General features: G+C 64.1%; 11 protein-coding genes, 3 pseudogenes and 2 riboswitches. Of the genes and pseudogenes, 9 read left to right on the top strand and 5 right to left on the bottom strand.

Going from position 1 to position 20310, the window contains the following annotated elements:
- Window positions 1-216: 216 nt before the first annotated feature.
- The 6 genes and pseudogenes from GX515_07610 to GX515_07585 all read left to right on the top strand — a co-directional run bounded on the left by GX515_07610 (window position 217) and on the right by GX515_07585 (window position 8804).
- A pseudogene (locus GX515_07610) lies at window positions 217-2604 on the top strand (PKD domain-containing protein).
- Between the two features lie 315 nt (window positions 2605-2919).
- Window positions 2920-3996 (top strand): annotated as a pseudogene (locus tag GX515_07605) (PKD domain-containing protein).
- Between the two features lie 141 nt (window positions 3997-4137).
- Window positions 4138-5544, top strand: a pseudogene (locus GX515_07600) (PKD domain-containing protein).
- A gap of 147 nt (window positions 5545-5691) precedes the next feature.
- Window positions 5692-6150: a T9SS type A sorting domain-containing protein gene (locus tag GX515_07595; GenBank protein HHY32868.1), complete on the top strand. Its 459-nt coding sequence runs from the start codon at window positions 5692-5694 to the stop codon at window positions 6148-6150.
- Between the two features lie 154 nt (window positions 6151-6304).
- Window positions 6305-7177 carry a UPF0164 family protein gene (locus GX515_07590; GenBank protein HHY32867.1) on the top strand — a complete coding sequence of 291 codons (873 nt, stop codon included), beginning with the start codon at window positions 6305-6307 and terminating at the stop codon, window positions 7175-7177.
- 415 nt (window positions 7178-7592) lie between these two features.
- On the top strand, window positions 7593-8804 hold the full coding sequence (locus tag GX515_07585) for a DUF362 domain-containing protein (GenBank protein HHY32866.1): 1212 nt from the start codon (window positions 7593-7595) through the stop codon (window positions 8802-8804).
- A gap of 103 nt (window positions 8805-8907) precedes the next feature.
- Here the strand turns inward: GX515_07585 and GX515_07580 are convergent, their stop codons facing one another.
- The 5 genes from GX515_07580 to GX515_07560 all read right to left on the bottom strand — a co-directional run bounded on the left by GX515_07580 (window position 8908) and on the right by GX515_07560 (window position 15533).
- Entirely contained in the window at window positions 8908-9642 is a 735-nt protein-coding gene (locus tag GX515_07580; GenBank protein HHY32865.1) for an energy-coupling factor transporter transmembrane protein EcfT, read from the bottom strand.
- A complete protein-coding gene (locus GX515_07575; protein HHY32864.1) occupies window positions 9614-11455 on the bottom strand; it encodes an ABC transporter ATP-binding protein in 1842 nt (613 codons plus the stop codon). The genes GX515_07580 and GX515_07575 overlap by 29 nt, the downstream gene beginning before the upstream one ends.
- An 87-nt stretch (window positions 11456-11542) precedes the next feature.
- A complete protein-coding gene (locus GX515_07570) occupies window positions 11543-12802 on the bottom strand; it encodes a hypothetical protein (protein HHY32863.1) in 1260 nt (419 codons plus the stop codon).
- A gap of 135 nt (window positions 12803-12937) precedes the next feature.
- Window positions 12938-13987, bottom strand: coding sequence for a hypothetical protein (locus GX515_07565; GenBank protein HHY32862.1), 1050 nt, complete (start codon window positions 13985-13987; stop codon window positions 12938-12940).
- Window positions 13988-14033: 46 nt separating this feature from the next.
- Window positions 14034-15533: a hypothetical protein gene (locus GX515_07560; protein ID HHY32861.1), complete on the bottom strand. Its 1500-nt coding sequence runs from the start codon at window positions 15531-15533 to the stop codon at window positions 14034-14036.
- Window positions 15534-15834: 301 nt separating this feature from the next.
- A riboswitch (molybdenum cofactor riboswitch) is annotated at window positions 15835-15965 on the bottom strand.
- A gap of 546 nt (window positions 15966-16511) precedes the next feature.
- A riboswitch (TPP riboswitch) is annotated at window positions 16512-16624 on the top strand.
- A 239-nt stretch (window positions 16625-16863) separates the two neighbouring features.
- Between GX515_07560 and cytX the strand changes: the two genes are divergently transcribed.
- From cytX to thiM, 3 genes are all read left to right on the top strand, one after another.
- The gene (gene cytX, locus GX515_07555) at window positions 16864-18132 is read left to right on the top strand and encodes a putative hydroxymethylpyrimidine transporter CytX (GenBank protein HHY32860.1); all 1269 of its coding nucleotides are present in this window, start codon (window positions 16864-16866) and stop codon (window positions 18130-18132) included.
- Between the two features lie 62 nt (window positions 18133-18194).
- Entirely contained in the window at window positions 18195-19061 is an 867-nt protein-coding gene (gene thiD / locus GX515_07550; protein ID HHY32859.1) for a bifunctional hydroxymethylpyrimidine kinase/phosphomethylpyrimidine kinase, read from the top strand.
- A 334-nt stretch (window positions 19062-19395) separates the two neighbouring features.
- Window positions 19396-20235, top strand: coding sequence for a hydroxyethylthiazole kinase (gene thiM / locus GX515_07545; GenBank protein ID HHY32858.1), 840 nt, complete (start codon window positions 19396-19398; stop codon window positions 20233-20235).
- The last annotated feature ends 75 nt before the right edge of the window (window positions 20236-20310 follow it).

Raw genomic sequence — 20310 nt, 5'->3', positions numbered from 1 at the left:
CCGCGGTCCTTCACGGCAACGGTGCGAGCCCACCGGACCCGCACAGAGACTCTCACGATCAGCAACACCGGTGATGCTGATCTGAGCTTCACAGTGCATGCCGCTACGGGCCCCGTGTCCGAGCCTAGCCCTGATGTGGGTTCGGCTGTCGAACCCTGGGAACCTGCGTCCAAAGACGACAGGGATCCTCGCGAAGGCCGCGTTCACCCGGAGGGAATGGGTGGGCCTGACGCGTTCGGATATATCTGGGTAGATAGCGATCAGGCGGGCGGGCCCGCGTTCGACTGGGCTGAAATCAGCGGCATAGGCACGGCCCTGAGCCTAGGTGACGACGGGTACGCGGTGGCCGCGCTTCCATGGGAGTTCCCGTTCTATGGCGAGACGAAAACCGCTGTCACGATAAGCGCGAACGGGTACCTCACGTTCGGAACGAGCGGAGGAGACTGGTCGAACGATCCGATTCCCGCCACATACTCGCCCAACGATCTCCTCGCTGTGTGGTGGGATGACCTCTACCCGCAATCAGGCCGCGTGTTCTACTACTATGACACAGTGAGAGACGCGTTCATAGTGGAATGGTACCAGGTGCCCAGAACCACCAATCAGGGAGCCTACACATTCGAAGCGATGCTGTACCCAGACGGCACCATCATCTACCAGTACCTGGACATGGTGTTCAACCCGGCGACCAACGAAGCGGGAGCAACTATCGGGATCGAGAATGCCACTGGCACCGACGGGTTGGAGGTGTTGTTCAACGCAACAGGCTACATACATAACGGACTTGCCATCAAGTTCTACCCGTTCGAATGGTTGTCGGTCGATACCGAGACCGGCACAGTCGCTCCAGGTGAGAGCGTGGACATAGGCGTTACGTTCGACCTCACGCCGATTGCAGGCGGTGCTCTGGACGGGGCGGTGGTCGTCGAGACGAACGACCTCCTGACGCCGCGCGTCGACGTGCCTGTTCACGTTGATGTGCTCCCCAACCGGCCGCCGGTGATCTCCGCTTGCGGCGTGAACCCGGCGCAGGGTCCGGTCGAGACCGAATTCCAGTTTGTCGCGGCTGCCAGCGACAGCGATGGGTACATCAGCGACAAGTACTGGGACTTCGGTGACGAGAGCGAGCGCGTGCACGAGTTCGTGGCGTTGCACACCTTCGATGAGGAAGGAACGTACGTCGCGACGTTCCACGCCATCGACAACGACGGTTACGAGACCACGACGCAAGTGACCGTCCGCGTGCAGCAGCCGCCATCAGCAAGCTGGTCCCCCACCCAGCTCTTCTTCACGGTGGCGCAGGGCCAGTCGGCGTCTGGTGCCTTCACGCTCTCCAACGCAGGCCCCGGGCCTCTCGTGTTCAGCGACGAGGGGCTCGAAAGCGCGGTTGGCCTGCTTGAGCGACAGATAGCGCCCGGAGAGATCAAGGACACCAACGCCATCAAATCGACGGGCGTGTACAAGGAACGCGATGCGGTCAAATCGTCGCCATGGCTTCCCGATGCTGTCGGCGACGTGATCACGTCCTGGCACTCTCCATCGCCCATCGGCCTCACTTGGGGTGTGGCTGTCGACTGGAACACCGGGAACGTGATCATATCCGATCCAGAACAGCTGAAGGACTTCGTGGTCACGCCAGACGGGCAGTACACCGGAACGAGCTGGACAACGCCCTGGGCAGGCGCTTGGCCTGCGGACGCGGCGTTCGACGGGACGTACGTCTGGCAGGTGAACGTGGGCGGCGACAATGGCCTGTATCAACTTGATCCGCAGACCGGCGAGGTCGTCGGCTCCATCACGAGTGTGCCGTGGACGACTTCCCAGCGCGGTGTCGCCTACAACCCGGAGGACGACACTTTCTACGTAGGTGGCTGGAACGAGGACGTCATCTACCATATAAAGGGCCTAAGCTGGGATGACCCTGGCGGGCTGCTCGAGAAATGGTCCATGCCAGTGGGCATAGCCGGGCTCGCGTATCACCCCAATGCGAACGTCCTAGTGGTGACGAGCAATGCCGCACCCGACATGGTGTACTTCGTCGACCCGGTGAGCCACGCCGCCATGGCCGAGTTCCCGCATCCAGCTGGCGGCGATTACAGCGGTGCGGGCGTGGAGTTCGATGCTGACGGAAACCTCTGGATTGCTTCGCAGAACGACAACTCGATGTATCTCGTGGAGTCCGGCCTCGGTTCGATCGGCGGCTGGCTCACCTGGGAGCCTGCGAGCGGCATGGTTCCCGCCGGCGGGTCGATCCCGATCAATGTGGAAGTGGACGCCTCGCACCTACTGCCTGGCGACTACACGGGCAGCGTCGTGCTGTTCACGAACGACCTGGAGTATCCGATGATTGTGGTGCCGGTGCACTCTCGTGTAGCCTACCCGCCGATCATCACGGAGGCATACGCCGAGCCAACCCTGGGGGAGCCTCCGCTGACGGTCACGTTCCATGCTCAGGTGCAAGCTCCTGAAACGCCCATCACGAGCTACGGATGGGACTTCGGGGACGGGGCTCAAGCATCCGAGCTTGACACGACACACGTGTACAGCGCTGAAGGGTCGTACCTCGCCACTTTCCACGTAACTGACGAGCTAGGTGGCACGGCGACTGTCACGATTCCCATCGAGGTCAGGCTCCTGCCGGCAGCGACGGTTGAGCCTGAGTCCCTCGAGGTCAGCCTGCCTTCCAATGGGGTCGAGGAGCGCACGGTTACGATAGGCAACGTGGAAGGCCACGCGGCGCTCGAGTTCCGGGTGAAGGTGCGAGGTGGGCTTGCTCCGGCTATCGCTCTGCCGAAGAGGCAAGGCAAGGTCGCGGACGCGAATGCCCGCACTGCGGAAGGCCTGTACGAGCCTCTTGCCGCGGAAGCGGCTGAGAGGATAGCCGCGAACGTAAAGCCCGACGCCGTGGGCGACGTGCTCATGTCGTGGCCGCTGCCTTCGGAGATTGTGGTCGGATGGGGCGTGGGGTTCGATGACGAGAAGCTCTGGATCTCCGATCCCGAGCAGCGGAAGGACTTCTGGACCACTCAGGACGGCGCTCTGCTCGGCTCTGTCAACACGCCCTGGGCTGGGGCATGGCCAGCGGACATGGCGTACGACTCCAACCACAATCTCGTGTGGCAGGTGAACGTGGGCGGCGACAACGGCCTTTACGGCTTGAATCCCGAGACCGGCGAGGTCGTTGCGACGCTGCGCGGAACCCCATGGACGTATGTTTCGCAGCGCGGAGTGGCGTATGACCCGAACACCGACACGTTCTACATCGGCGGCTGGAACGAGGACGTCATCTACCGCGTGAAAGGCCTTGACTGGGATGCCCCGGGGCAGGTCATCGAGGGTTGGACGCTAACAGGAGCAGGCATCAGCGGGCTTGCGTGGCATCCCGACGGAATCCTATGGGTGTCCACGAACTCACCGGGAGACTACATCTACGGGCTGGATCTCGAGGCTCTTGAGATCGTGTACCAGTTCCCTGGTCCGGCTGGAGGGAGCTACCTGGGCGCCGGGCTTGAGATCAACAGCGACGGGAATCTCTGGGCCGTGACCCAGGACAACATGGCCTGGCTCGTCAGCACGGAGATGCCGATCGCACGAGGGATAACGGTTGAGCCGAGTCGTGGCACGGTCGAGCCGGGCGATAGCATGGACCTGAGGGTCACGATCGATGCTGCTGAACTTGGCGCGCCAGGTGAAAGCGTAGCGAACTACCTGGAGGTAGTGACCAACGACCCGAGGAACCAGGTAGCGTTCGTCAACGTGCTGACTCACATCCTGGCCGGTCCCACCATATCGAACGTTACGGCCGAGCCGACCATAGGTGAGCCGCCGCTCGACGTAAGGTTCAACGCCACCGTGACAGCCGGCGCGGCACCGATAACAGACGTCTGGTGGAATTTCGGCGACGGGAGCGAGCCGGTACACCAGCTCGAGGTCTCCCATACGTATACGGAGCCGGGAACGTACTCGGCCAGCGTCCACGCGCTCGATGAGTACGGAGTCGAGGCTGTGCAGACGGTTGAGATCCAGGTGAAGTGGCTGCCGGCTCTCGAGGTGCAGCCCGAGAGCTTTGACAAGGTCATACTTGCTGGCACTCAGGACCAAGAGCGCCTTACCATCGGCAATGCCGGCAACGCACCGATGAACTTCTGGGTGAGTCTCGCACCGAGCTTCGCGGGCAGCCCGGAGTGGCAGCGGTACGCCGCTGAGGCACACGAGAAAGGCGACTTCGCGAACGAGCCGCGCGGGTTCGCGGGTGCTGGCGCGGGCGGGCCCGACGCATTCGGGTATATCTGGATGGACAGCACTGAGGACAACGGCCCGGTCTTCGACTGGTTCGAGATCAACGGGGTCGGAACGCGCGTGCCGCTCGAAGACGAGTCAGGCCGCACAGTGGCGCTTCCGTTCGGGTTCCCGTTCTATGGAGACGTCAAGACCCAGGTCGGGATAGCATCCAACGGGTACCTGACCTTCGATCCGAGCGCGCTCAGAGGGTACTGGACGAACGGGCCCATTCCGGATCCCAACGACCCGAACGACCTCGTGGCGGTGTTCTGGGACGACCTGGATCCGGGCAGCGCTGGCAACGTCTATTACTACTACGACGCGGCGAACATGCGCTTCATAGTCGAGTTCGAGAACGTGCCGCAGTGGGGCAGCTCGGCGGGCAACACGTTCCAAGTCATCCTGAAGCCTGACGGGACCATCGTCTACCAGTACCTCGCGATGAACGGGAATGTGAGCAGCGCGACGGTGGGCATCGAGAACGCGTCCGGCAGCGTCGGATTGCAGGTGACCTACAACGCGCCGTACATCCAGAACGGTCTTGCGGTCGCCTTCTCGCCCGTGGGGTCAGTCATCGCGGTGAATCCGACCTCCGGCTACCTGCTCCCGAACGAGCAACAGGAGGTCATGGTCACGTTCGGGTCACCGGAAGCGGCCCCCGGCACGTACTCGCTGTACTTGCACGTGTCGGCCAACGATCCGTTCCGTCCGCTCGTGGCTGTCCCGGTGAGCATCAAGCTCGACCAGGCCCCCGTTGTCACGCTCACCGCTCCGGCTGGGGGCGAGGAGTGGTCTGGCGAGCAAGACATCACGTGGACGGCGGTCGACGCGGACGATCATGCTGAAAGCCTAGTGATTGACCTGTACTATACGCGTGACGGGGAACACTGGCACGTGATCGCCGAGGACCTCGCCAACACCGGAACGTACCGGTGGAACACGGCGTCTGTCGGCGAAGGGGGCGACACGTTCAGAATACGTGTTGTCGCCACTGACCCGGCGGGTGCCGTGTCTGAAGACACGAGCGAGCCCTTCGCGATCGCGAACGCCGCTCCTGTCGCCGCGTTCACGTTCGCTCCGTCTCCAGCCACGGTGCAGGACATCGTCCACTTCACGGACGCGTCCACGGACGACGGGCACATAGTGAGCTGGCTCTGGGAGTTCGGTGACGGCGGGACCAGCATCGAGCAGAACCCGGCTCACCAGTACTCCGCGAAGGGCAAGTACACGGTGCGACTCAGCGTGGTCGATGACGGCGGCCTCGTGGGTCGCACGGAGCAGACCATCGACGTCGTGAACACCGGCCCGGTTGTCAAGATCCTCGAGCCGGAGGCAGGCGTGGTGTGGACGGGGACGAAGGCGATTAGGTATGAGGTCACCGATCCGGACGACAGCGCTGACAAGATAACCATGAGGTTCGAGTACGACCGCGTCGGAGACGACGAGGGCTTCAACCTCATTGCGAAAGACCAGCCCAACACCGGCGAGTTCCAGTGGGATACCTCGCAGGTCAAGAAGGGAGGCCTTTACAAAGTGAGGGTCGTCGCCGTCGACCCGGATGGCGCGTCCGGCCAGGCGACGAGCGGCGAGTTCACGATCGTCGTTCTCTTCCGCATGGTGGTCGCCTCTCCGAATCCGGTCTCGGACCGCGTGAGGTTCTTCTACGACATTCAAAGCAACGGGACCTTATACGTCTACGACATCGCTGGCAGGCTCGTGCACACCGCAGACCTCGCCAGCAATGTCAACGTATACGAATGGGACCTCACGTCCGGCGGAAGGCCGATAGCGAACGGGCTGTACCTCTACCTGGTCGTGACCGAGGACGGCGATAGGTCCGAAGTAGGACGGCTTGTCGTAAGCCGCTAGCGCAGGTGAGTGGTGCCGCGCCGGCGTGACTTGGCGCTGACGCGCTATGCGGCGCGGCCACGCGACCGGCGCAGCACCACTGGCCGGTTGACTCGATATGAATGAATGCGACCCGGGATCTCCTGAGGCTTCAGGCAATGAGGAGGGCGACCAAATGCGAGTCAAGATAGCGATATCGGTGTTTGCGGTGGTTTTCGCCCTGTTGCCCGCAGGGGTGGCGTGGGCCGAGCAAGACCCCGTCGGCACAGCTGCTATGATGGACATCGGGGTGGGCGCGAGAGCCCTCGGGATGGGCGGGGCGTTCATCGCCGTGGCAGACGACGCGTCGGCGTTCTACTACAACCCCGCTGGTCTCGCGTTCGTGGAGGGGCATCACGTCACATCGCTCTATACTAGCCAGTATGGAGCGGTGAACTACATGGCCTTCGGATACGCTCAAAAGAGCATAGGGGCGGGAGCACTTCTGCTTGACGCGTCCTCCATAGAGAGCACCGACGAATTCGCCAACGTCACCGGTTATTTCGGGATGCGCGAGTACACGGCAGTCGCCGCGTACGGCGCCGAGGTGCTCCCCAGACTGGGTGTGGGCGGGTCCGTCAAGTACTACTCACAAACCCTGCCCGACAATGCGGGGTCCGGGTTCACGGGAGACATAGGCCTTGTGTACGACACAGGGATGGTAAAGGTTGGCGCTGTTGCCCGCAACGTGGTCGGAGGCGTACGCTACAGCAGCGGCAGCGAGGACGCCTTCGATCGCTCGTGGGGCGTTGGAGTCTCCGCGAAGCCGATCGAAGACCTCCTGCTCGCTGCTGACGCTGTCGTGAAAGGCGACTACGAGCTGCGCGCCGGCGCGGAGTACATGATCGGCCACGTAGCCGTGCGAGGCGGGTGTTCCTGGGGCGCGGGGCAAACCTCGCTCACGGCGGGCTTGGGCGTCAGGTTCAGCGGTTTCTCCGCGGACTACGCTTACCAGGCCCACAACGTGCTGCCCGACAGCCACAGGCTGTCGCTCAGCATCGCGTTCTAGGCCCGTCTTCCGACGAGGAAAGGTCCTTCCGGCTAGAGGGCGGCGTGGCGGTCGGGTGACGCAGAGAGGTCGTTTCCATCCCGGGTGTCCCCATCCCGACTCCGGGTTACGCGTGAGAGCTCGTTCCCATCGGGGAGCGGGCTCTCTTCATGTCAGGCATGTCAGACAAGATGAGCCTGGTCTTGGTTGGAGGTATTACGTCCTTCGTGAAGAACTGGTATCGGGGCTATCGGGGGGCTTTCGTCGAGGGCTATCGTGGCGCCACGGATCGCGCCAACTGAGCATGTCGCTCTCGCCAGAAGTTCGCGCTGCTTTTCGGCTGAGGCGTCCTGCCTGGGCGTGTCCCGAGGATCGTGCTTGAGGAGGCGTGATTCTGTGAATACTGCAGAACATGCAGATGAGTCTCTGCCAGTAATTGCCATGGATGCGGACTGGAGGGATCACGCTGAAGATCAAGGTTGCTCTGGCTACATGCAGGTCATATTCGCAGGACAATGTCTCCCACGCGGTTAGGTTGGCCACTGACCTCCTCGGCGGCGTCGAGGCGTTCTTGCCCCGTCCGCGTGACGGGTTTGTGGTTGTCAAACCGAATATGCTCTCGCCCTACCAGCCCGAGAGGGCGGTGACGACCCATCCCGCTGTCGTAGGCGCCGTTCTCGATTTGTTCAAGCAGGCCGGGGCCAAGGTCGTGGTGGGAGACAGCCCCGGACACGGCAGCGTGTCCGGCGTCGCGGCGAAGTGCGGGATAGCCGCGGTCTGCCGTGAAGCGGGCGTGGACCTCGTGTCCTTCGACGACGGGGTCGCGCGCAAGCACCCGGCCGGCCGGGTATGCAAGGAGTTCGTCCTTGCCCGGCCGATCGTTGACGCCTCGGCCGTCATCAACATCGGCAAGATGAAGACCCATGGGTTCATGACGTTCACGGGCGCCGTGAAGAACCTCTTCGGGTGCATCCCAGGGGCCGAGAAACTGCGCATGCATCTGAGGTACAACGATCCCCGCGCCTTTTCCCTGATGTTGTTGGACCTTGCCGGCCTCGTGAAGCCCCGCCTGTCGATCCTCGACGCGGTCGTAGCCATGGACGGCGACGGACCTTCGCACGGGCGGCCGAGGCACATCGGAGCCATACTGGCGTCGGAGGACCCGGTTGCCTTGGATGTCGTGGCCCTTCGGCTCGCCGGGGTGGACCCCATGCGCGTGCCGTACCTGCGCGCGGCGCGGGAGGTTAGCGCTGGCAGCACGCGGCCTGAAGAGATAGAAGTGGTGGGGGCGCCCCCGGAAGAGTTCCACGTGACGGGCTTCGCCTTGCCGCCCGCGGCGCGAGCCACTTCGGGCATATTCACGGTTGTCAGGGCTGTCCGTAAGCACGTCACCGCAATCCCCTGGGTGGACGCTGCGAAGTGCGTCGCGTGCGGGGTGTGCGCAGAGTCGTGCCCGCCCGGCGCCATCACTGTGGGTTCCGCGGGGACGGCGGCGGGGACGGCGGCGATCGCGCGGGGGACTGCAATGATAGACCGCCATCGGTGCATACGGTGTTTCTGCTGCCACGAAATGTGTCCTGAGGGAGCCATTTCCCTGCGCCGCGGTGTCATCGCCTCCATCGCGGACCGGGCCCTCGAATGGCTATAGCTATAGCCCGCGAGAGCCGGCTGGTTCGGCCCCAACGCGGTCTGCACACGGAGATCGGCGGTCCGTCCCCGCCTGTTACCTAGGCGAGCGCGTCTTGGGGCACTCATCTGGTGAGCAGCGTGGCTGTGGCTGCAGCCGCGGCGGCCGCGATGGCCGCTGCCATGACGACGGCATCGGCCGGGCGGAACGGCACGGTGCGGAGGAACGTCCGTCGTGGGTGCAGGCCGAAACAGCGGCCCTCCATGGAGATGGCCAGGCTCTCCACTTTGCCGAGCGCAGTCACGACAAGCGGAACCAACGTGTACCTGGCCATGCACCAAATGCCCCTAAGGGACGGGCGGTCCACGCCGATGCCGCGCACCATTTGGGCCTGCAACACCGTGTTCGATTGCAGCCGGAAATAGGGGACGAAGCGCATGGCGATGAGGAGGGTAAATCCATACCGATAAGGAAGCCCCAGCCGCATGAGGGTATAGGCGAGATCCTCCGCTGAGGTTGTGCTAACGAATAAGTGGCTCGCTAGGACGATGTTGAGGAAGCGCAGGGACATCTGGATCCCGCTTGCAGCGCGGGCGCCCCACGCCACCTCTCCGCCGCTTGCGAGGAAGAGCTGGCTGAGGAAAAGCACGAGCGCAAAGATAACTATCCCGCGCACTCTGCGCCACAGGATCGAAGGCGGGATTCGGCTCGCCACATGGCCGGCGAGGACCGCCGCAAATAGAATTCCTGCTTGTGCAGGGCTTTGCGCGCAAATGGCGAGCACGCAGAAGGAGACCAGTAGCGTCAGATTGGCGAGCGGGTTGAGCCTACTAAGCCCACGCCCTTGGCACGTAGTCACACAAGCCCATCCTCTCGAAATCAGCAAACGCTTCCCGCGCAGGCGCGTCCACCACGATCCGCCCGCCGTCCATGAAAATCAAGCGGTCGCAACACTGTGCCATGATGCTCGGCTCGTGCCCCACCAAGAGGATGCCCTTGCCCGAGCACGCCAGGTCATTGAGGAGGCGCGCCAAGTCCCGCGCCCGCGGGGCATCCTGTCCTACGAACGGCTCGTCGAGTAGCAGCAAGCTAGGTTCGCTCACCATGATCGCCGCCAGGTTCAGCCTGCGCTTCTGCCCGTAGCTAAGGGTCAACGGGTGGCTCGCGCGAAGCGCGAGGAGGTCAAACCGGTCGAGAAGCGCCTCGGCCGCGGGACGGCACGCCGCCTCCGGCACCCCACGACTGAGCGGCCCCGCGACCACCTCGCGCCAGACTTGGTCGGTAAAAAGCTGGTGGTTGGGGTTCTGGAACACCATCCCGATCCGCCTCGCGCGCGCCGAGACCGGGACGTTCGTGATGTCCTCGCCCTCCAGCATGACCCTCCCGGAAACGGGCCGGAGGATCCCCATTATGCTGAGGAGCAAGGTCGTCTTGCCGCTCCCGTTGTCGCCCATCACTCCGACGATCTCGCCGCTCCGGACCTCCAGGTCCACATCCTGGAGGACGATCTTGTTCCCGTATCTCTGGGTGAGGCTGCACACCTGCAGGAGAGGCGGGCCAGGCGTGCCAAGTCCCGTGTCTTGCCGCGCGTCCCCTTGGCCTGGCCCGGAGCCTGGGCCTACACCTGCGCCTGTGCCTGGGCCTGCGCCTGTGCCTGAGGCCGGGCCCGCACCTGGGCGCGGGCTTGGTGCGCCCTGCGCATCGTCGCCGCCGTCGTGCGCGAGGCATTGCGCGTCGCGGCCTTGCGGGCGGCCCTGAACGCCGCCCAGAACCGGAGCGCGAACCGACGAGGGGTGGCTGGTCCAGGGGCACGGTCCTTCGGCGTCTTCTTCGGCGTCTTCTTCGCCGCCCTTCTCGGCGACCGCGGCGCGTCCAGTACGCCGAGCGAGGAGCCCGCCGCCACCTGGCGACCTTCTGCCAGATGCAGTGTCGCCGCATGAGAGGCACGCGGGGTTACCCCATCGCCCGGGCCCGGCGAGCTCGCGCGGCGGGCCGTCGAAAGCGACGGCGCCCTCGGATAACCGCACCACCCGGTTGGCGATGCCGAAAAACCGCTCCGGCCTATGTTCCAGGATGATGATCCCCAGGCCGAGCTGCGACTGCATCTCCCCGAGGAGGCGCACGAGCGCCCCGGTGGCCCTCGGGTCGAGGTGGGCGGTGGGCTCGTCAAGAATAAGCACGCTGGGACGCATGGCGAGCACGGCCGCGAGGGCGACGCGCTGCTTTTCGCCCCCGGATAGCTCCGCGAGCCTGCGCCCGCGAAGGTGAGATGCGCCCGCGGCCTCAAGCGCCCACGTCACGCGGCGAGCAATTTCATCAGGCGCGCACATCAGGTTCTCCGGCCCGAAGGCTACTTCGTCGTCCACACGCATGGTGCAGAACTGGGCCTCTGGGTCCTGCTGCACCAAACCAACGAACTCGGCAAGATGATAAACGCTGGTCTGCGCTGGATCGAGACCGGCCACACGCACGGAGCCGGTCACGTCCGCGTCGATGGCGTGCGGTATGAAGCCCGCAAGGCACAGTGCGAGCGTGGACTTGCCACAGCCACTCGGACCGCTCACGACCATGCATTCACCGGCCTCGAGCGCTAGGTCGACGCTATTCAGTGCCGGTGCGGCGTTCCCTGGGTACCGGACAGTTAGGTTCGAGACTCTGACAACCTTCTCCATGCTCTCAAAACGCCTCATTCCGCCACGATCCGGGATGAGCCGGTCACCACGCGCCTCATTTCAGCGCAAGCTGCGTCATCGCACGGTTCACTCTACCACCAGCCGCGTTACCATCCGTACCCAGCACCCGCCCTCGTAGCCCGTGGCGATGAGCCGCAGGTTTTCGGCGTCCCGGACCAGGATCACGGCGCGGTTCTTCATGATGTCATCGAGACCGAACTCGGCCTCGTACCCGTCGGACGCCAGTACGCGCACGCGTGCAGCTGACACGTCGGGGCGGGCTTTTTCGATGATCCGAGCGAGCGGGACACCCGTGTATTCGGTGGGTGGCACGTAGGTGACCTGCCCCTTGAGCTCAGCCATCACCGTGACGGCCTCATTCTCGAAGTCTGCAGGCCGGTACACATAGGGATTGGCCACCTTGCCTTCGACTGAGCATGTCGGGCCGGTCCAGAAGGGCTCGAAGACTTCGACGTAATAGTAGACGGCGCCTCCAGCCAGCGCCAGTGACATGAGGAGCGTCAGGGCGAGTCGGGTTTTGCTAGACCGCCTGGACGATCGCCTTGCGATAGGCTCGACCTCAGCTCTGGCCCGAGCCCGGGTCCCGGCCGCACCCCACGCCTCCGCCCCGGTCCCGGCGGCCGCACCGGCCGCGGTAGGCGCGCCGGACGCGGTCGGAGCCATGGCTGCGGCCCCGGGGGCATTTGCCTCAGGGGCCCCGGTGCTTGCCGCGGGCCCCTGCGTGCGCGATGGTGGCATACCTGCCGCGCTCGACTTCGCCTTCAGCCGTATGATGCGCGCTTCTTCGAGTATGGCCAGCACGCCGTCGGCGAAGTAGCCCCCGAACACAACTCCCGACCCGAATGCGAACAGGGTCATCAAGGCGATGTAGCCCCAGGACACGCCGGAAAAGTAGAGCGCCTGGAACACCAGGACGTTCGATGCCGAGGCAACTCCCCCCGCCAAACAGAGCGCCGGGAGCGACGGTCTCCGGAACGGAAGAAGCACCACGTCCACCAGGAGGCCCTCGACGGCCGAGATGAACACTATGGGCAGCCCGTGGGTGCTGCCCGTGAACATCTCAACCACGCCCTTGATGACGCCTGCCAGGGTGCCGGCGCCCGTCCGTCCCACGGCCACGCGCACGAGCACGAACCAGAACACGTGAAGCCCCGCCATCCACTGCCCGGCGCCGAACGGCACGCCGAAAGCCTTGTTGAGCAGGTTCCCCAGATACCCCACGTAGGTACTGAGGACCCCTCCCGCGGCGCTGACCACAGCGATGAGGACGAGGTCGCGCGTGCTGAAATAGTAGTCCCGTCCTCTCACAGATGTTCTGGACGTCACTGCCCCGTATGCCTCCTTGGCTTCATTGGCCCGGCGATTCCTTGGGGAGGGAGAGACCATGCCGCAGCCCTCATGGAACTTGGCGGCGCTCCCTGTAGAACGCGGGCTGCACCGCCGCGCCTGTGCACCGCAGAGCTACTTCCCGACCGGCAGGTCCACCAGGGACAGCTCGGCGATCTGCTTGACCATGTACTTTCGCGACGGCAGGTCTTTGCCGGCGAGCATGAGAGGTGCGTCCTCTTCGGGCAAGGGCTCGCCGTTCTTCTTATAGGCCAGGATGATGTTGTTGTTACGCGCCACGAGCGAAGCCTCGAGGTCCACGCTGTAGCCGTCCCTCGAGATCACCCGCACCTTGTACCCTTGGCGCGCAAGGTCGTCGTTGAACAGGTAATGCCCTCCGGGCGCGTCGCCCCCGTCTATCATGGAGACGACGATCCAAAGCGGGAGACCCTCATATACTTCTTTGTTGCCCTCCTTGTCAGTGGTCTCCCACACCACGGCGGGGTGAGGCGTCGAGGGGCAGGTCACAGTGCTCTCGAACGTGGACCTGTCCAAAAGCGCCTGCTCCACGCCGCTGAGCTTGATCGACCAGTCCTCCACGCCCGAGACGACCTCGATCTTCGCCACGGCCTTCGTCCAGAAATGGCCGTCGGTGATGGGCGGGCGCGCAGAGCCGTCCTTGGCGATGTACACGATTCGCGGCAGCTTCTCGGCGGCCGCCGCGTCGCCGCCCGACTCGTACGCGAGGATCATGGCGAGTCCACCAGTACGGAGGACCTCGCCGCTTTCATTGTAAGACAGGACGTTCCCGCCGACCTGGGAGTAGGTGTAGGTCATCGCGTAGCCGTCGCGCGCGGTGACGCGGATCGCCTCGGACGGGCTGATGCCCCCGACCCTCGCGAGGATGTCTTCCATGTATACGCCCTTGAATTCGAACGGTCCCTCGATCTTTCCCGTGGTCTTCAGGAACGCCGCCTCTGCCGTCACCGCCGACATGCCCTCCAGATCGGACTGCGTGAGCACAACGGTCTTGCCGCCGCCCAAGACCTCGACCTGCCACGCGTCGTCCGAGGCCAACGCGACGCTTGGGAAGAGTGCGCCAGCCGTCGCCACGAGGGTCACGAGGGCCGACGCCAGGGTCGCGGCAAGCACCACACGCACACGGTTCGCTCGATTCCTTCTCATCCCTCATCCTCCTTTGGTCTGGTGAGACTTGCTCTGTGATTCTATGTCACGGCCTGACCTCGATCACCGACACGTTGCGCGCCCAGCGCCCGCCCGCCGACTTGTAGACGTTCCATCCCTGCCCGGGAAGGGACGTCAACCGGCAGTCGTCGTTGCCGTACACGCCGTCAGGCGGCGCGAAGATCAAGCGCGATCCCTCGGCCCACTCAGGGGGAGTCTTGCCGTCCTTCTCGTAAGCGAGGACCATGGGGCCCTGCAGCTTGGCCCAATCCTTCGAGACATGCACGTTCTCGTATCCGAACTCCTGCGAATAGCCATCGGTGCAACGGACCACGAGGGTCTGGCCTGGGCGGATGCCTCCGACCTGCTCGAGGAGGGTCGCCACGAGGACGCCCTTGTAAGTACCGCCGCCCGACACGTTTCCGAATTGGTTCTCGAACGCGCTCGCGGCCTCTACCGACGGCAGGAGGGCCAGGTCACCGAGGGTAAACTCCTTTTCGCCCTTCGGCCCGATCACCCTGACGCGAGGCTCCTCTATTTTGACGGCGACCTGCTTCGCCTCGACGCTCACCCGGTTGCCGCTCACACGGACGAGCGCGTAGTGGTAGAACCCGCCCTCGGCACGGGACGCATAGAGAGGCGCGCCGGCGCCGCCTGTCGTCACGTACGTGACGCCGTCCAGCGTCCGGCTGCTGAAGAGGTGGACGTGTCCGCTGAAGACCGCCAGCACCTCGTGGTCCCGAAAGAGGCGCTGGAGGCGGCGCGCCTGTTCGGCGTCAAGGAAACAATGATCGCCGCCCGGACGAGGGTCGAAGAGAGGGACGTGCATGAATACGAACTTCGGGCCGCCTTGCGCGAGCTCTCGCTCGAGCCACGCCATTTGCTCGGCGTCGAGCGCCGCCGCGGAGCTATCCAGCCCGATGAAACGGTAACCCTTCTCCACGAACGAGTAATATCGGTTCTTGCCGGTGAACTCCGTGAACAGCTTCGCGCCCTCCCCGCGGACGTCGTGGTTCCCCGGCACGGCGTACCAGGGCATGCGGAGCCTCTCGACCTGCTTAACGAACTCCTCATACTGCTCGCGCGCTCCCGACGCGACCATGTCCCCGCAGTGCAGGACGAAAGCGGGGCGTGCCGCGTTGAGGGCGTCCACGATGCGTTCCCAGACCGGGGTCCTCCCTTGACTGTCACCCACCACGGCGAAGGTGAGGCCGCCCTGCGAGAGGCCGGGAAGCCCAGGGAAGCCGGGTAGGCCGGACAGGCCTGACAAGCCGGACAAGCCCGGAAGGCCAGATAGACCGGGTAGGCAGGACAGGGCGGGCAGGCTGGATGCGCCGGATAGACCGGATAGGCCGGCGCAGTGTCCCACCAGAGCCACGCCGAGGACGCACGCTGCGAGCACCGCAAACGAGACCAGCAAGACTAGCGCTGGCCTCGTGGCCTTCTTGCAGGAAAAGCCGGCCCCGTTCCGTACGACTCCCTCGGGTGCCCGCGACATCAACATCGTGGGTTGGCACTGGAACACCGCATCGCTAGGACGTCGCATCTCGCAGCCTCCTCGGAACAGCATCTTTTACAGATAACCAAGCTCGAAGTTAGACCGCGCACAGCAAAAGGAGCCGCGGTATACGTACGAGGGCACGGAGAAAGCGCCCGATGCTCGTTTGATTTCGAGGTTGGCTATCTATAAAGCCCCGGAACAGCGTAGCATAATGAGCCGGCCCAAAGGTCGCACAGCCATGCTCTCTCGTACCCGTCCCGGAGACAACGAACTTACCCCGGGAATAGCGAAGGCCGGGTGCCACGAAAAGGCGGCAGGGCCCGGCCGAAACACAAGGCGCGACCCAGTCAGGATTGCCTGCTCTCCTTTCCGTGATGGGAGGCGTGTCCGTTTCCCGACACACCCTGCCGGTCCGCCCGCCATAGCTGGAGCTATACGCCGAACCTTAGGCCGGGGGACTCGGAGAAGCATGTAACTCTTGCTAGATACTTCTTGTTCAACCTTTCTGGAATTTCGACGCGGGGTAACGGATTCCTCCTCTTCCGTTCTGGCCCTGCGGTCCTGGCTCTGCCGTTGTAGCAAGATCGAGGGTCGAAGGTCGGAGGTCGAGCGTCGAGGGAGGGTTGAAGCAAGGGAGGGGACGGAGGGAGGCTCGGTCGAGCGAACCGCCTGTTGCCTGCTAACGTGAGAAGGCGGTCGCACGAAGACGTGCTCGGAGGGGGCTCGTTGGCTCACGGGGGAACGTACTCGTGGCGGCGACCCGAGCCCCCATGGCGTGGTGCTTACGCCGCCGGCGTGTTATGCAAACGGGGTCCCATGCCTTCTCGAGGGAATCATTGACGCGAGAGGAAACGCCGGGCTATAATCCTAGTGAAAGATGCATACGTGACCGTTCCGTGGGGGAGCAAAAGCCACCACCAAGCCAACGGGCGGCGCTAGTCGGCGGCCAGGGCGGCCGCGCGGAGCTCTAGTGACCAAGCGACGCAGCGCGCGGCACTGCCCAGCAGCACCGCGACAGAGCGACGGTGCCGAGTGGGGCGCGGCGGTTTGAGGTGGCTTGAGCTGAGACGGGTGCACCCGAACCCCTTGAACCTGATGTGGGTAATGCCACCGTAGGGAAGCGGGCGGCAAGACAGCCGGCGGCCCTTGCTTCACATCCTCTTATGGTTTATGGTCCGAGCGTGGCGCCGAGCTCGTCGCCGAGACTGCAAGTCTAGGAGCCGTGACCCAAGTGGCACGGCTCCTTTGTTGTGTTCGTCGACTGATTGCCGGCCATCGGGTCAGGAACCCTGCAAGAAGGGTCGCGCAAGTCTTTGAATAAGGAGGGACAGGCGTGGCAACAGAGGTTGAAGCAATTCCTGTGGACCAACGAACCATGGGTCCGGGGGCATTCTTTTTCATATGGGTGGGTGCGGGCATATCCCTTGCCGAGGTGCTGGCAGGCGGCTTTCTGGCTCCAGCCGGTCTTCTGGCGGGAATAGCGGCGAACTTCTTGGGACATCTTCTGGGCAACACGCTCCTCGCCCTCGGTGGTGTGGTTGGCACGGATCACGGGATCCCGTCGATGGTCTCGGTGAGGCCGTCTTTCGGAGTCAGAGGCTCGTATCTGGCGGCTGTGTTGAACGTGGTCCAGCTCGTAGGATGGACGGCCGTGATGCTGGTCGTCGCGGCTAAGGCACTGAACGCTCTGAGCTCGCAGCTCTGGGGCTTCTCAGGCTACCTGACGTGGGTGGTAGCGATGGGCGCGGCGACGACCGCCTGGGCGTGGTCGGGCCGTAAGGGTTGGAGATGGCTCGAGCCTATTGTCTCTGGTCTGCTTCTCGTGCTAAGCCTCTATGTGGGGTACAGGCTCCTGTCAACGCGCGGTCTAGGTGGCCTCCAGGCGGCAAACGAGGGCGGAGGCATGGGTTTTGGGTACGCGACTGACCTGGTAATAGCGATGCCTCTATCATGGCTTCCCTTAGTCGCCGACTACTCAAGGTTCGGAAGAGGGGGGACAGGGTCGTTCTTCGGATGCTGGATAGGATACTTCGTCTCGAGCTTCCTCATGTATGCGATTGGCTTAATCTCTTCTTTAGCCGCGGGGACAGCAGATGTAGTCGAGATTCTCACAGGGCTGGAGATTGGAGCAGTTGCGTTGGTCATAGTGGCTTTCTCTACGATCACAACCGCTTTCCTCGATGTGTACTCAACTGCCGTGTCCACTCAGAACCTATTCCCGCAGTTGCGCGAGGGGCATCTCATTCTTGCGGCTGGGTTCATCGGCACCCTGGTGGCGGCCGTCTTTCCCATCGAGCGCTATGAAAGTTTCCTTCTGCTCATAGGGGGCGTTTTTGTGCCCTTGTTCGGGATCGTCTTGGCGGACTATTTCCTTCTTAGGCGGAGGAAGCTGTCGGTTCAGGAGCTCTTCAAACGCGGAGGCGCATACTGGTACGTCCACGGCGTGAACCCCATTGCCATGATTGCGTGGGTCACAGGTGTGGTCACGTACTATGCGTGTACTGAGAACGGCCTCTCCACGGGGGCATCGATACCGAGCCTTACAGCCGCTAGTGTGATTTATGTATTGGGGATGATCCGGTGGGCGTCCAGGTTTAGTACGCCAGCGGATAGTGCTGTCGCATCTTACTCTATGCCGCGCTGAAACAGAGCGTATTTTCGTTTAGGAAAGCCCGAGGTGACTTCACAGTGAGGATCTCGAGATACATGGCACCCGATTTCGCGCGCACCGAGCCCGAGCGAGTCCCCGTGGCTCTCACGATCGCCGGGTCGGACAGCGGCGGAGGAGCGGGGATAGAGGCGGACCTCAAGACATTCACGTCTCTCGGCGTGTTCGGGGCGGTCGCGCTCACCGCCGTGACCGCTCAGAACACCCTCGGCGTGCCGGGGGTCTCCGTGCTCGACCCGGGCTTCGTCGTCGCCCAGCTGGACGCGGTCCTGACCGACTTGCAGGTGGACGCTGCCAAGACCGGAATGCTTGCCACCGCAGCCATCATAGATGCGGTAGCAGACGCCATCCAGCGGCACTCGGTGCGGAACTTGGTCGTGGACCCCGTGATGGTGAGCAAGACCCGCGCGCCGCTTTTGGCACCCGACGCGAGAGACGCTCTCGTCCGGCGCCTGCTGCCGCTCGCCACCGTGATCACTCCCAACATTCCCGAGGCCGAGGCTATCCTGGGCGTTGCGATCAAGAGCACGTCGGACGCGCGGCTTGCCGCGCAGAGGCTGAAAGACATGGGGCCGGAGTGGGTCGTGGTGAAGGGCGGCCACCTGCAGGACCAATCCGGGGATTCGGTGGACATAGCGTTCAACGGCGAGGAGCTCATCGAGCTCTGCGCCAGGCGTTACGCCACCGCGAACACACACGGCACCGGATGTACGTATTCCGCGGCCATAGCGGCATATCTCGCCCTGGGCCTGGAGGTCCCGGATGCGCTGCGGGCCGCCAAGGACTACATCACCTGGGCGGTGGCGAACTCGCTTTCATTGGGCCACGGATGCGGGCCCACCAACCACTTCTACTTCCGGCGGTCGGCCGGGCGAGCGGCCAGGCGGGGGCGGGAGGCCAGGTGAGCGGCGAGTAAGTCAGGCACGAGGCAAGCAGGCAGGCGCGGAGCGGGTTGCGAGCACTTCGGGAGCAGATGGGAGGCGGGCAGGGAGCGGTCGGTGAGCGGGCAGTAGCGGACGGGGACGGGGACATGGGCAGGCACCTGGCAGTGGGGAGGTGGCAGCGGCGTTGAAGAGGGTCCGGGCCTTGGCCATGGCTGGCTCGACAAGACATCTCACATGAACCCGAGACGGTTCGACGAGGTCGGATGTGCGAGATGAGGTTGGGGATATGCGATAGGGGGTGCGAGAGGACGTGGGAAAGCATGCAAAAGATGCAGATGAGAAGACATCGCAGAGGATGAACGAGGCCGTAACGACGAGCGATCTGAGACAGCGTGCTCCTGAAGTCCTTCGAAGGGTGAGGGAGCAGGCTCCGCTCGTGCACCACATCACGAACGTCGTCGTCACGAACATAACGGCCAACGTCACCCTGGCCGTGGGTGCGTCTCCCGTGATGGCGCATGCGCTGGAGGAGGTCCGGGACATGGCAGGCGCGGCGAGGGCGCTCGTCCTCAACATCGGCACCCTTACCCCTGAGCTCGTCGAAGCCATGATCCTGGCGGGGAGGGCCGCGAACGAGCGCTCGGTCCCGGTAGTGCTCGACCCGGTGGGCGCGGGCGCGACGCCCCTGCGCACCGAGAGCGTGCGGCGCATCCTGTCCGAAGTGAGGGTTTCCGTCCTCCGCGGAAACGAGGCCGAGGTCTCGGTCATAGGCGGGTTTGGCGGCACGATCAAGGGTGTGGACTCCGTGAGCGGGCACCACGACAAAGCCGCCCTCGCGTGCGAGACCGCTAGAAAGCTCGGGTGCGTCGTGGCCGTTACGGGAGCGACGGATTTCGTGAGCGACGGACGCCGCTTGGCACTCGTAGAAAACGGCCATCCTATGCTGCGTCACGTGACGGGCACAGGCTGCATGGCCACGTCTGTCGTGGCGGCGTTCGCGGCGGTCGAAGAGGACGCGCTCGTCGCCGCGGCGGCGGGTCTCGCCTACTACGGCTACGCGGCCGAGCGGGCAGCGGCGAAGAGCGAGGGGCCGGGGAGCTTCCAGGCGGCGCTGTTCGACTGCCTATTCAACATGACCCCGGAGGAGCTCGCGCATGGCCTCAAGGTGAGGATGGAAGCGGGGTGCGAGAGATGAGGCCTTGTGGAAGCGAGAACGGCAAGTGGGGCAGCGGAGGAGGCGGCGGCGGAGACGGAGGCCGAGGCGGGTGGT

This window comes from Bacillota bacterium, assembly GCA_012842395.1.
Taxonomy (GTDB): domain Bacteria; phylum Bacillota; class SHA-98; order UBA4971; family UBA4971; genus UBA6256.
This window is presented reverse-complemented; position numbering and strand designations above follow the sequence as displayed.